This window comes from Bradyrhizobium sp. USDA 4473 (assembly GCF_054063335.1).
The window spans coordinates 2,550,242-2,562,869 of sequence record NZ_JBSSGE010000001.1; the positions used below are offsets into that span (position 1 = coordinate 2,550,242).

Here is a 12,628-nt window from a genome sequence, read left to right on the forward strand (position 1 = left end):
GTACACGTGGCTGGTCGAACTAGATTTGGTCTCGCCGGCGTTCTCAGCACCGTGACCATTGCGGCACCCTACGGTTGGACGATTTCGGTGCAGTTAATTTGATTGCATAAACTTCGGGGGAACCCGCTGTTGTTGCGCACAGTAAATTTGGGATTAAACGGCCTGCTAAAATTGCGGATTGTTTCCGGAGCGGCCGCTGCCGGCATCCATTCACGGCTCCTTAAGCGCACAGCTATACTCATGGGGCTTCCGTGAAATGAGGCTGCCAATGTCCACCCTTCCGATCGAAGTCATCGAGATGCTCGGCCAGACGATGATGCGGGTGGTGCCGATCACGATCGCGCTGGCACTGTTCTTCACGGTGCTCACTCATTACTGGGCCTGCAATCCCGGCAAGCCGTGGTGGCAGAAGCGCGAGCTGGTCACCGACATCTGTTACTGGTTCTTCGTGCCGGTGTTCGCCCGCGTGCTGCGCATCGGACTGCTGGTGGTCGGCGCGGCCGCGGTCTTCAACGTGCACGGCGCCGACGAGCTGATTGCATTCTATGAGAACGGGCATGGCCCGCTGGCGCAGCTGCCGCTCTGGATGCAGTCGATCATCTTCCTGGTCGCGTCCGACTTCATGCTGTACTGGCTGCACCGGATGTTTCACGGCGGCGCCTTCTGGAAGTACCACGCCATTCATCACTCCTCCGAGGATCTGGAATGGATCTCGGCGGCGCGCTTCCATCCCGTCAATCTCCTGATCGGCACGATCACGGTCGACGTCATCCTGCTGATGGCCGGCATCTCGCCGAACATCATGCTGTGGGTCGGCCCGTTCACCACATTCCACTCGGCATTCGTGCACGCCAATCTGAACTGGACGCTCGGCCCGTTCAGATATGTGATCGCCACGCCGGTGTTTCACCGCTGGCATCACACCGCGCTGGAAGAAGGCGGCGACACCAATTTCGCCGGCACGTTTCCGCTCTGGGACATTCTGTTCGGAACGTTCCGGATGCCCGAAGGCAAGCTGCCGGACGATTACGGCGTCGACGCCGAGCAGGGCGTGCCGGCGGAAATCGGCGGGCAGCTGGCCTATCCGTTCCGGCATTGACGTCATCAACCGGTCTGTGTCCGCATGAGTGCTGAGACCGCAGCCGTCCCGCAGGCCAGGACCGCCGTACTCGCCGAGGTCCCGGCCTGGTTCTGGATGGCGTGCGGCGTCTACGCGCTGCTGCTGATCGTCGGCGACCGGCTGCTCGCCGACTCCGACACCTACTGGCAGATTGCCGTCGGCCGCTGGATCCTCGACCATCGCGCACTGCCGTCGGTCGACATCTATTCCTTCACCAAGGCGGGCGAGCCATGGGTGTCGTCGTCCTGGGTGGCGCAGGTGCTGTTCGCGAAGGCCTATGACCTTGCCGGCTGGACCGGACCGGCGGCGCTGGCCGCCGCCTGCGGCGCCGCCACCTTTGCGCTGCTCACCGCGATCCTCAGCCGCGCCGTGCCGACGATCCATGCGAGCCTGATCGCGCTCGCGGCGCTGGTGCTGACATGCGGGCATCTACTCGCCCGTCCGCATGTGCTGGTGCTGCCGATTATGCTGGTGTGGGCCAACGGCCTGATGGTTGCCAGCGAGCGCCGCGCGGCGCCCTCGGTCTGGCTGCTGCCGCTGATCGCGCTCTGGGCCAACCTGCATGGCGGCTTCCTGTTCGGGCTGGTGCTGGCCGGCGCCTTCGCGCTCGACGCGATGTGGAATGCCCTGCCTGTGCAACGGGTGCAGCTGGCGCTGCGCTGGGCGGCATTCGGCATCGGTGCGCTGGCCGCATGCTGCGTCACGCCCTATGGCTGGGGTTCGATCCTGGCCTCGCTGAAGATACTGAACCTCGGCGAACTGCTGCATCTCATTGCGGAATGGATGCCGGCGAACTTCAGCCAGGTCGATGCGTTCGAGCTGTCGATTCTCGGCCTGATCGGCGCAGCGCTCTATTGCGGGGTGAAGCTGCCGCTGCCGCGGATCGCCCTGGTGCTGGGCTTGCTGCACATGGCGCTGTCCCATGTCCGCAATCTCGAGCTGTTCGCCTTGCTGCTGCCGCTGGCTGCGCTCACCCCGGTGGCAACCCAGTTCGGCCTGCGTGCCGTGAGCGCCGTCCGGCTGAAGGCCGCGCCGGCGGCCATGCTGATCGCCGCGCTGTGCGTCTCGACGGCGATCGTTGCGGCGCGCCAGACCATATCGCCGCCGCCGATCCACTCGCCGGCTGCTGCGGTCGACGCGCTGAAGGCGTACAGGGCGCGGCGCGTGCTCCACGATCTGCAGTTCGGCGGCTACCTGATCTGGCGTCAGGTGCCGGTGTTCGTCGACGGCCGTGCCGAGCTCTACGGCGAAAAGTTCGAGATGGATTATTACCGTGCGCTCCAGCTCAAGGATGTCGGCGGCTTCCTCGATCTGCTCAAGGCCTACGACATCGACGCGGTGATGCTCGACCCGGCGACGCCGGCCTCCAAATTGCTCGATCACATCGACGGCTGGCGGCGCCTCTACGCCGACGACCGCGTCGTGATCCATGTGCGTGCGACCGGCTAGGTTGCGGCTGTCCCGGCGGGATCGGTATTTTCCCGGGGGTTACGAGGCCGCCGACTGATCCGCTCCGGAAGTCGCGACATCCGCGCAATTCGGCGGTCGATTTTTGCTCTTCTTAAATGAATTGCCGTCAGATTTGGCAGCGTCGGGCGCCGGTCCGCTGCGTATCGCTTTTGCCGGCTCGTACACGTCCCGGGGTAGAGTATGTCGTTTCAGTCCCAACGTATTCGCGCCGTCGCGCGCATTGGATTCATCTCGCTGGTCGCAGCCGTGCTGCTGTGGCCCGCATTCGCAACCGCGGCGCCCGATCCGGACCGCATTGCGGTCAATGTCGACCAGGCCAAGCTCGTCAAGCTGCCCGGCGGCATCGCCACCATCGTGGTCGGCAACCCCCTGATTGCCGACGTCACCTTGCAGAATGGCGGCGTCGTCGTGGTGACCGGCAAGGGCTACGGTGCGACCAACTTCATCGCGCTCGACCGCACCGGCCAGGTGCTGGTGGATCGCCAGATCCAGGTCGAAGGTCCGACCGACCAGCTCGTCACTGTCTATCGCGGGGTCGATCGGGAGACCTACAGCTGCATGCCGGTCTGTCAGCGCCGCATCACCCTTGGCGACGGCGAGACCTACTTCAAGTCGACCATGGACCAGGCCGGTTCACTCAGCAGCCAGGCATCCGGGTCCGGCGCGGGTGGCAAGCCGCAGAACTGACGCGTGCCGGCGCTTCCACAAGCCGGCCTCGATCGCAGTTGTCCCCGTCATGATTAAGAAAAGCCTAACGGATCGGGTCGCTCTGTCTCGATCCGGCGAAATACTTCGACAATGAGTCTTGGGTAGTGAGTCTTGGGTTGTTGCTGCCGCCATGTTGATCCGGGGTCGTTGATGCCGCCGCCCGCTCATTCATTCATGAGCCTCCTCCGTCGCTTCCGCCGCAATCGCCGTGGTGCGACGGCGGTCGAATTCGCGCTGGTCGCGCCGCCGTTCTTCGCGCTGCTGTTTGCGATCATCGAAGTGGCGATGATCTTCTTCGCCAGCCAGGTGCTCGAGACGGCGACGCAGGATTCGTCCCGCTTCGTCATGACCGGCCAAGCCCAGGGCGCAAACTATAGCCAGGACGATTTCAAGAAATTCGTCTGCGGCGAGGTCAGCAGCGCGTTGTTCGATTGCACGAACGGCATCTACGTTGACGTGCGCAGCTATCCTGCGACGAATTTTTCGACCGTCAACCTCACGCCGATCACCGATCCCAGTCAGGTGAAATGGTGTCCAGGCAAGGACGGCGACGTCGTGGTGGTCCGACTGTTCTACCAGTGGCCGATATTTGTCACCAAGCTGTTCAGCTCCGCCTACCTCACCAACGGCAAGCGGCTCCTGATCGCGACCGCGACATTCAAGAACGAGCCCTCCGGAACAGCCGGCACGACATGCTCATGAGCAAGGTCATGAAAACGCTGCCTGCAGCCTTGCTGCGCTTTGTCGTTGCTTTCCGCTATGACCGCCGGGGCCTCGCCGCCGTCGAATTCGCCTTCATCCTGCCGCTGATGCTGGTGATGTTCTTCGGTACCGTCGAGTTTTCGTCCGGTGTCGCGGTCGACCGCAAGGTCACGCTGATGGCGCGTGCCGCGTCAGATCTGACCTCGCAGTCGACGCAGGTGGTGGACTCCGATCTGCAGAATTTCTTCAGCGCCAGCGTCGGCATCATGACGCCCTACGATGCGTCGCCGACCAAAGTCACGTTGTCGGAAATCTACGTCGACAATTCCAAGATCGCGCATATCCAGTGGAGCAAGGCCGGCACGATCGCCTCCGGTGCCACGCAGGCCACGCTGTCGGCCTCGACCCGCAGCCAGGGTGACATTGTGACGAGCCTCGTGCCGTCGGCGCTGCTGGTCGCGGGCACCTATCTGATCTTCAGCGAAGTCAGCTACAAATACGTCCCAACCATCGGCTACGTGATGGCCAAGAGCGGCATCAATCTCACCGACGTTGCCTTTACACGGCCGCGGCAGTCTGTCTGCGTGTTCTACGCCCCGACCGCCGCCACGATGCCGACGACCTGCTCGACTTACTAGAGCGCTCTCAAGCGAAGTGGTTACCGCTTCGGGTGAAGAAGCGCTTCAACACAAGAATCGAGAGCCCGTTCCGATTCTATCGGAACGAAATGGCTTCCAGGCTGCGGCGGCAGCGCGGCGATTCAAACGACCTCGATATCCAAACAAAAAGGGCCGCCCCCGAAGGTGCGGCCCTTGATGCTTTAACGACAATTTCCCGAAGCTTGGCGCTCCCGGAAAATCGGCTTATCCGGCGGCACGCAGATTGTCGGCCGAGGATTTGCCGGAACGGCGGTCAGCAACGATCTCGTAGGAGATCTTCTGGCCTTCACGCAGAGTGCCAAGGCCGGCGCGCTCGACTGCACTGATGTGCACGAACACGTCGTTCCCGCCTTCATCCGGCTGGATGAAGCCGTAGCCCTTGGTCGCGTTAAACCACTTCACGGTTCCCATGCTCACGTGGGTAGTCCCTTCTCAGATATACAAGTTCAAGACCCGCTGATCGGCGGGGTGGTGAGATCGAATTTTTGGAAGGGTCGTCAGCGTCTGAACCGGCTGTACCGGTATTGGCTAATGTCGTCCGGCCGAAAATCGATGGGTAGGATATTATTCGATAGAAGGGCTCAAAACAATCCTGACGTGCGCGATTTTTTGGCCGGCGCGGTCGCCGGCCAATTGCTGCGCAGGACATCGGCACGTCATGCCCGCAGCGGTTGCAAAGTCCGCTATCGGCGGCGGAACTGGCCGCCGCGCTGGGCTCCGCCCCGCGGCGGGCCGCCGGGCGCGCCGCTCGGACGTTCGTCCTTGTGACGGAAGATCAGGCGGCCCTTTTCGAGATCGTAGGGCGACATTTCGATCGTCACGCGGTCGCCGGCCAGCGTCTTGATGCGGTTTTTCTTCATCTTGCCGGCGGTGTAGGCGACGATCTCGTGTCCGGCGTCGAGTTGCACCCGGTAACGGGCGTCGGGGAGGATTTCGGTCACCAGTCCTTCGAACTGGATCAGCTCTTCCTTAGCCATATGGTTCTCCAGATCGAGCGACGGCTAGTGCTTCGGTCGGTTGTTGCGGTTGGGTTGCGGACTAGGCCGGCTCTCGCGATGCAAGAAGGCGACGCCCTGGATGCCTTCGCTGTTGCCGGCCTGCGACGGACGCGGCGACTCGCCCCGGTTCGTCTGCGGCGCGCCATTATTACCACCCCGACGGCGGCGGCGGCGAGGGCCTTTTGTGCCCGGAGCAGCCTCATTCCCACGAACATTATGGGCGCGCGGCGCGGAACGGCCGCCGCGGTGCGGATGGGTGGCTTGGGCGGGCGCGGCGGCCTCGCGGCCCCCGGAAGAGCCGCCTTGGGTGCGGCGGTCTTCCCGCGGCACCGTAATCCGGATCAGCCGCTCGATATCGCGCAAATAGCCCATCTCCTCGGCGCCGGCGATCAGCGAGATCGCGACCCCGTCGGCGCCGGCACGCGCGGTACGGCCGATGCGGTGGACATAGGTCTCGGGGATGTTGGGCAGGTCGAAGTTCACGACGTGGCTGACGCCGTCGACGTCGATGCCGCGGGCGGCGATATCGGTCGCCACCAGGGTTCGGATCTCGCCGGAGCGGAACGCCGCCAGCGTACGCTCGCGGTGATTCTGCGACTTGTTGCCGTGGATTGCATTGGCCTCGATGCCGGCCTTGGCAAGGCTTTTCACCACCTTGTCGGCGCCGTGCTTCGTGCGGGTGAACACCAGGGCGCGGTTGACCGGTTCCTGCTTCAGGAGCTGGGCCAAAACCGCCGGTTTGGCGGCGAAATCGACCTGGATCGCGCGCTGGGCGATGCGATCCACGGTCGAGGCGACCGGCGTCACGGCCACCCGGGCGGGGTCGCGCAGCATCGCTTCGGCGAGTTCGGCGATGTCCTTCGGCATGGTGGCCGAGAAGAACAGCGTCTGGCGCCGGACGGGCAGCTTGGCGACGATTTTCCGGATGTCGTTGATGAAGCCCATGTCGAGCATGCGGTCGGCTTCATCGAGCACCAGGAACTCGACCTGGTTGAGCTTCAGCCCGTTGCTCTGCACGAGGTCGAGCAGGCGGCCGGGGGTAGCGACCAGCACTTCGACGCCCTGCATCAGGGAGCGGACCTGGCGGCCCATCGGCACGCCGCCGATGGCGAGCGTCGAGGACAGCCGGATGTGGCGGCCATAGGTGTTGAAGCTGTCGAGGATCTGCCCGGACAGTTCGCGGGTCGGCGAGAGCACCAGCACGCGGCAGCTCTTGGGCTGCGGGCGGACGCGGTTCTCCAGCAGCCGGTGCAGGATCGGCAGCGCGAAGGACGCGGTCTTGCCGGTTCCGGTCTGGGCGATGCCGACGACGTCGCGGCCGGCAAGTGCGAGCGGGATGGTCTGGGCCTGGATGGGAGTCGGCGTGAGATAGTTTTCTTCTCGAAGCGCGCGGGCGATGGGATCGGCGAGGCCGAAATCCTGAAAGGAGGTCAAAAGGTGGTTCTTTCCATAAAAGCCGTCATCGTCCCAGCCAAGACCGGCCGGAATCGTATGAAGGCATTCGGGGACACCCGCGTGTCTGGGGCGTCAAGCTGGGTTAGCTGAAAGGCGAGCCAGAAGCCGCTTGGGGCAGCTTGAACACGCAGCTCGCGAAGGCACCGCGATGTCGCGGGCATGGCGAGGATATGGACCAGGAACTGGGCGGTTTCAAGATGATATCGCCAGTTTGGATGATATCGCCCCGATTGGCGCCCGGAGTGCGTCGAGCCGGCGCGCAAACTGTCACAAAGCTGTGCCGGAAATTTAGCCAAAATGGCCATTTTGCTCATAAAATAATCTGACTGCTCTTTCAGCAGTCAATTTTGCGGCCCAATGTTTATGCAATCGATTTCCGTATTTGCCCGGAACTCGTGAAATTATCTAGCTGGTTCATCAGCTTACGGTGCCTCCGCACCGTGGCACAGTTCTTGCGATTCCCTTAACCGCAGGCGGCCATGCGGCCGTTTCGCAAGCGTTCACGCCTGCGTCAGGGAGACGACATTTCATGCTTACTCAGCTTACTCACGGAATAGCGACGATGACCCGCCGCCGCGCGCTCGCGGCGACGGCCGGCCTGGTTTTGGGCCTGGCTGCGTCCTCGCCCTTCGCGCCCGCGCAAGCGGCCGACGACACCATCAAGGTCGGTATCCTTCACTCGCTGTCGGGCACCATGGCCATCAGCGAAACCACGCTGAAGGACACGATCCTTTTCCTGATCGACGAGCAGAACAAGAAGGGCGGCGTGCTTGGCAAGAAGCTCGAGCCCGTCGTGGTCGATCCCGCCTCGAACTGGCCGCTGTTCGCCGAAAAAGCCCGCGAGCTGATCACCAAGGACAAGGTCGCGGTGGTGTTCGGCTGCTGGACCTCGGTGTCGCGCAAGTCCGTGCTGCCGGTGTTCAAGGAGCTGAACAACATCCTGTTCTATCCGGTGCAGTATGAGGGCGAGGAGTCCGAGCGCAACGTGTTCTACACCGGCGCGGCGCCGAACCAGCAGGCGATTCCCGCGGTCGACTATCTGATGAAGGAAGAGAAGGTGAAGCGCTGGGTGCTGGCCGGCACCGACTACGTCTATCCGCGCACCACCAACAAGATCCTGGAAGCCTATCTGAAGTCCAAGGGCGTCGCCCAGGACGACATCATGATCAACTACACGCCTTTCGGTCACTCCGACTGGCAGACCATCGTCGCCGACATCAAGAAGTTCGGCTCGGCCGGCAAGAAGACCGCCGTGGTCTCCACCATCAACGGCGACGCCAACGTTCCGTTCTACAAGGAGCTCGGCAACCAGGGCATCAAGGCGACCGACATTCCGGTGGTCGCGTTCTCGGTCGGCGAAGAAGAACTCGCCGGCATCGACACCAAGCCGCTGCTCGGCCATCTCGCCGCCTGGAACTACTTCGAGTCGATCAAGACCCCGGCGAACGAGAAGTTCATCAAGGAGTGGCAGGCCTACACCAAGAATCCGAAGCGCGTGACCAACGATCCGATGGAAGCGCACTACATCGGCTTCAACATGTGGGTGAAGGCGGTCGAGAAGGTGAAGTCGACCGATCCGGACAAGGTGATCGACGCGCTCCCGGGCACCGAGGCGCCGAACCTGACCGGCGGCATGTCGAAGATGCTGCCCAACCACCACATCACCAAGCCGGTGTTCATCGGCGAGATCAAGGGCAACGGCCAGTTCGACGTGGTCTGGAAGACCCCGGGCCTGGTGGCCGGCGACGCCTGGTCGAAGGAGCTTGAAGGCTCCAAGGACCTGATCGGCGATTGGGTCGGCAAGAAGTGCGGCAATTACAACACCAAGACCAACAAGTGCGGCGGCCAGGGCTCTTGAGCTGAAAGGCTCGTAAGCTCCTGAGCTGATCAACGACACAACACAACCTTCCAACACTGGAGAAGGCGGCACCGCTCGCCGCCTTCTCCTCCCACTCCTGCCGGGGTTCTGACGTGTTTGCCATTTGTATTGATCGCTTTCGTGCGCTTTGTCTCTCGATCCTGCTGCTGAGCTGCCTTGCTGTGCCGGCGCTGGCCGGCCCGTTCGAGGATTCGGTCGCCAAATTCGCCAATGACGAGTTCTCCGACACCGAGGTCGCGATCGGCGAGATCGCCGCATCGGGCAATGCGCTGGCCTCGCCCATCATCAGCGCGCTGCAGGACGGCCGGCTGTCGGCCGATCCCGACAGCAAGAAGGTCTTCATCACCCAGACCGACGGCAAGATCGTCGACGCCGCCACGGGTGCCGCCGTCGACAAGCTGCCCGACAACGCCGCCGCCGTCCGGCTCAACAACCGCCTGCGCCGCACCGTCGAGGCCGCGCTCGGCGGCCTGACGCTGCTGTCGCCGGATCCGGCCAAGCGGCTCGGCGCGGCGCAATCGGTGTTCAGGAGTCACGAAGAGAATTTGCTGCCGACGGTGGAGAGCGCGCTCGCCAAGGAGAGCGTCAAGCCGATCAAGCAGGCCTTCGCCGAGGCCCGCGCCGCCATCATCCTGTTCAAGTCGGATGCGACAGACAGCGACAAGCTCGATGCGATCGCCGTGGTCAAGGCGCGCGGCGACCAGGAGGCGCTGGCGCTGCTCACCGGGCTCGGCGATCAGCCGCCGCTGGTCGCCAAGGCCGCCGCCAGCGCGGTGTCCTCGATCCAGAGCAATCTGGCGATGTGGTCGATGGTGCAGAACGCCTGGTACGGCCTGTCGCTCGGCTCGGTGCTGCTGCTCGCCGCGATCGGCCTGGCCATCACCTTCGGCGTGATGGGCGTCATCAACATGGCGCATGGCGAGATGGTGATGCTCGGGGCCTACACCACCTTCGTGGTGCAGGAGGTGATCCGGACCCGTTATCCGGCGTTGTTCGACTATTCGCTGCTGATCGCCGTGCCGCTCGCGTTCCTGGTCGCCGGCTTCATCGGCGTCCTGATCGAGCGCACCATCATCCGCTTCCTCTACGGCCGCCCGCTGGAGACATTGCTTGCGACCTGGGGGCTGTCGCTGGTGCTGCAGCAGGCGGTGCGCACCGCGTTCGGCCCGACCAACCGCGAGGTCGGCAATCCCTCCTGGATGAGCGGCGCCTTCGAGCTCGGCCAGATCACCATCACCTATAACCGGCTCTGGATCCTCTGCTTCACGCTCGCGGTGTTCGCGATCCTGCTCGCGATGCTGCGCTACACCGCGCTCGGGCTTGAGATGCGTGCGGTGACGCAGAACCGCCGCATGGCGGCCTCGATGGGGATCGCGACCTCGCGCGTCGACGCGCTGACCTTCGGGCTCGGCTCGGGCATCGCCGGCATCGCCGGCGTGGCGCTGTCGCAGATCGACAATGTCAGCCCGAATCTCGGCCAGAGCTACATCATCGACTCATTCATGGTCGTGGTGTTCGGCGGCGTCGGCAATCTCTGGGGCACGCTGGTCGGCGCCTTCACGCTCGGTATCGCCAACAAGTTCCTGGAGCCGGTGGCCGGCGCGGTGCTCGGCAAGATCGCGATCCTGGTCTTGATCATCCTGTTCATCCAGAAGCGGCCGCGCGGCCTGTTCGCGCTCAAGGGCCGGGCGGTGGAAGCATGACACCGCACATCCTGACCCGCTCGCTCGACCGCGCAGCGACCGCGTTCGTCCTGCTCGTCGCCGCGGTCGGCGTGCTGATCCCGCTGTCGAACCTGCTGCTGCCGCAGGGCTCGATGTTCCAGGTGCCGACCTATCTGGTGGCGCTGTGGGGCAAGTATGTCTGCTACGCCATCCTTGCGCTCTCGATCGATCTGATCTGGGGCTATTGCGGGATTCTTTCGCTTGGTCATGGAGCATTCTTCGCGCTCGGCGGCTACGCGATGGGTATGTACCTGATGCGCCAGATCGGCAGCCGCGGTGTCTACGGCAACCCGATCCTGCCCGACTTCATGGTGTTCCTGAACTGGGACAAGCTGCCCTGGTACTGGTACGGCTTCGACAAGTTCGCCTTTGCGGCGCTGATGGTGCTCTTGGTGCCGGGCCTGCTCGCCTTCTGCTTCGGCTGGCTCGCCTTCCGCTCGCGCGTCACCGGCGTCTATCTGTCGATCATCACGCAGGCGATGACCTACGCGCTGCTGCTGGCGTTCTTCCGCAACGATTTCGGCTTCGGCGGCAACAACGGCCTGACCGATTTCAAGGACATCCTCGGCTTCAACGTGCAGGCCGAAGGCACTCGCGCCGCGCTATTCCTGCTGAGCTGCGTGGCCCTGATCATCGCGTTCCTGATCTGCCGCGCGATCGTGACCTCGAAGCTCGGCAAGGTGCTGATCGCGGTGCGCGATGCCGAAAGCCGCACCCGTTTCCTCGGCTACCGCGTCGAATCCTACAAGCTGTTCGTGTTCACGCTGTCGGCCTGCATGGCCGGCGTCGCCGGCGCGCTCTATGTGCCGCAGGTCGGCATCATCAATCCGAGCGAGTTCGCGCCGGCCAACTCGATCGAGGCGGTGATCTGGGTCGCGGTCGGCGGACGCGGCACGCTGATCGGGGCGGCGCTCGGCGCCGTCGTCGTCAACTACGCCAAGACGTTCTTCACCTCGGGGCCGCTGGCGCCGTACTGGCTGTTCATGCTGGGCGCGCTGTTCATCCTGGTCACACTGCTCTTGCCAAAGGGCATCGTCGGCACCTTCAACAGCTGGCGTGAGACGCGGCGCGGCGCGGGGATCGCAGCCGACGAGGCGAGTGCCGCGCGCGAAGACGGCGTCGGCGCACCGAACCCGGCGGAGTAGACCGATGAACGTCATGGATACCCGCGCCACCTCCGCCATGCTGTATCTCGACGGCGTGCACGTCTCGTTCGACGGCTTCCACGCCATCAACAATCTGTCGCTGACGCTCGCGCCCGGCGAGATGCGCGCCATCATCGGCCCGAACGGCGCCGGCAAGACCACGATGATGGACATCATCACCGGCAAGACCAAGCCGGACGAGGGCACCGTGCTGTTCGATGGCACCGTCGACCTGACGAGGCTCGATGAAACCCGCATCGCCGAGCTCGGCATCGGCCGGAAATTCCAGAAGCCGACGGTGTTCGAGAGCCAGACCATACAGGACAATCTGCTGCTCGCGCTCAATGTCGATCATTCCGTGCGCGGCACGCTGTTCTGGCGCGGCAGCAAGGCCGAGTCCGAGCGGATCGACAAGGTGCTCGAGACCATCCGCCTGACCGAGGCGCGCAACCGCCTCGCCGGCAGCCTGTCGCACGGCCAGAAGCAGTGGCTCGAGATCGGCATGCTGCTGGCGCAGGACCCCAAGGTGCTGCTGGTCGACGAGCCGGTCGCCGGGATGACCGACGTCGAGACCCATCTGACCGCGGAGCTGCTGAAAGAGATCAACAAGAACCACACCATCATGGTGGTCGAGCACGACATGACCTTCGTGCGCGAGCTCGGCGTCAAGGTGACCTGCCTGCACGAAGGCTCGGTGCTCGCCGAAGGTTCGATCGACCAGGTGTCGTCGAACGAGCGGGTGGTCGAAGTGTATCTGGGGCGCTAGCG

12 protein-coding genes are annotated in these 12,628 nt (G+C 63.8%); 9 read left to right on the forward strand and 3 right to left on the reverse strand.

Going from position 1 to position 12,628, the window contains the following annotated elements; translation table 11 throughout:
* Positions 1–268 precede the first annotated feature (268 nt).
* From ACVW17_RS11885 to ACVW17_RS11905, 5 genes are all read left to right on the forward strand, one after another.
* Positions 269–1,099, forward strand: coding sequence for a sterol desaturase family protein (locus ACVW17_RS11885; RefSeq protein ID WP_456752063.1), 831 nt, complete (start codon positions 269–271; stop codon positions 1,097–1,099).
* 24 nt (positions 1,100–1,123) lie between these two features.
* Positions 1,124–2,569, forward strand: coding sequence for a hypothetical protein (locus ACVW17_RS11890; protein WP_456797147.1), 1,446 nt, complete (start codon positions 1,124–1,126; stop codon positions 2,567–2,569).
* Between the two features lie 201 nt (positions 2,570–2,770).
* A complete protein-coding gene (locus ACVW17_RS11895; RefSeq protein WP_456797148.1) occupies positions 2,771–3,277 on the forward strand; it encodes a pilus assembly protein N-terminal domain-containing protein in 507 nt (168 codons plus the stop codon).
* Positions 3,278–3,448: 171 nt separating this feature from the next.
* The gene (locus tag ACVW17_RS11900; protein ID WP_456797149.1) at positions 3,449–4,000 is read left to right on the forward strand and encodes a TadE family protein; all 552 of its coding nucleotides are present in this window, start codon (positions 3,449–3,451) and stop codon (positions 3,998–4,000) included.
* On the forward strand, positions 3,991–4,638 hold the full coding sequence (locus ACVW17_RS11905) for a TadE/TadG family type IV pilus assembly protein (RefSeq protein WP_456752067.1): 648 nt from the start codon (positions 3,991–3,993) through the stop codon (positions 4,636–4,638). Before ACVW17_RS11900 ends, ACVW17_RS11905 begins: the two co-directional genes overlap by 10 nt.
* 225 nt (positions 4,639–4,863) lie before the next feature.
* Here ACVW17_RS11905 and ACVW17_RS11910 read toward each other — a convergent pair whose 3' ends face one another.
* The 3 genes from ACVW17_RS11910 to ACVW17_RS11920 form a co-directional block, all read right to left on the reverse strand.
* Positions 4,864–5,076: a cold-shock protein gene (locus ACVW17_RS11910; protein ID WP_016842648.1), complete on the reverse strand. Its 213-nt coding sequence runs from the start codon at positions 5,074–5,076 to the stop codon at positions 4,864–4,866.
* A gap of 266 nt (positions 5,077–5,342) precedes the next feature.
* Entirely contained in the window at positions 5,343–5,636 is a 294-nt protein-coding gene (gene infA, locus ACVW17_RS11915; protein WP_016842649.1) for a translation initiation factor IF-1, read from the reverse strand.
* Between the two features lie 24 nt (positions 5,637–5,660).
* Positions 5,661–7,091, reverse strand: a complete 1,431-nt coding sequence (locus ACVW17_RS11920) for a DEAD/DEAH box helicase (protein ID WP_456797150.1) — start codon at positions 7,089–7,091, stop codon at positions 5,661–5,663.
* A 550-nt stretch (positions 7,092–7,641) separates the two neighbouring features.
* Between ACVW17_RS11920 and urtA the strand changes: the two genes are divergently transcribed.
* The 4 genes from urtA to urtD all read left to right on the forward strand — a co-directional run bounded on the left by urtA (position 7,642) and on the right by urtD (position 12,626).
* Positions 7,642–8,970: an urea ABC transporter substrate-binding protein gene (gene urtA, locus ACVW17_RS11925; protein WP_456752069.1), complete on the forward strand. Its 1,329-nt coding sequence runs from the start codon at positions 7,642–7,644 to the stop codon at positions 8,968–8,970.
* A gap of 128 nt (positions 8,971–9,098) precedes the next feature.
* Positions 9,099–10,694: an urea ABC transporter permease subunit UrtB gene (gene urtB, locus ACVW17_RS11930; RefSeq protein ID WP_456756401.1), complete on the forward strand. Its 1,596-nt coding sequence runs from the start codon at positions 9,099–9,101 to the stop codon at positions 10,692–10,694.
* Positions 10,691–11,860 (forward strand): urea ABC transporter permease subunit UrtC, encoded by a 1,170-nt coding sequence (urtC, locus tag ACVW17_RS11935; protein ID WP_456752070.1) that lies wholly within the window; start codon positions 10,691–10,693, stop codon positions 11,858–11,860. The genes urtB and urtC overlap by 4 nt, the downstream gene beginning before the upstream one ends.
* Before the next feature lie 4 nt (positions 11,861–11,864).
* Entirely contained in the window at positions 11,865–12,626 is a 762-nt protein-coding gene (gene urtD, locus ACVW17_RS11940; protein ID WP_456752071.1) for an urea ABC transporter ATP-binding protein UrtD, read from the forward strand.
* Positions 12,627–12,628: the final 2 nt, after the last annotated feature.

Excerpts from the sequence above, each read along its gene's own strand:
- urtC (WP_456752070.1), top strand. The coding sequence starts at position 10,691 with ATGACACCGCACATCCTGACCCGCTCGCTCGACCGCGCAGCGACCGCG.
- ACVW17_RS11900 (WP_456797149.1), top strand. The coding sequence starts at position 3,449 with ATGCCGCCGCCCGCTCATTCATTCATGAGCCTCCTCCGTCGCTTCCGC.
- ACVW17_RS11890 (WP_456797147.1), top strand. The coding sequence starts at position 1,124 with ATGAGTGCTGAGACCGCAGCCGTCCCGCAGGCCAGGACCGCCGTACTC.
- urtA (WP_456752069.1), top strand. The coding sequence starts at position 7,642 with ATGCTTACTCAGCTTACTCACGGAATAGCGACGATGACCCGCCGCCGC.
- urtD (WP_456752071.1), top strand. The coding sequence starts at position 11,865 with ATGAACGTCATGGATACCCGCGCCACCTCCGCCATGCTGTATCTCGAC.
- ACVW17_RS11905 (WP_456752067.1), top strand. The coding sequence starts at position 3,991 with ATGCTCATGAGCAAGGTCATGAAAACGCTGCCTGCAGCCTTGCTGCGC.
- ACVW17_RS11885 (WP_456752063.1), top strand. The coding sequence starts at position 269 with ATGTCCACCCTTCCGATCGAAGTCATCGAGATGCTCGGCCAGACGATG.
- infA (WP_016842649.1), bottom strand. The coding sequence starts at position 5,636 with ATGGCTAAGGAAGAGCTGATCCAGTTCGAAGGACTGGTGACCGAAATC.
- ACVW17_RS11895 (WP_456797148.1), top strand. The coding sequence starts at position 2,771 with ATGTCGTTTCAGTCCCAACGTATTCGCGCCGTCGCGCGCATTGGATTC.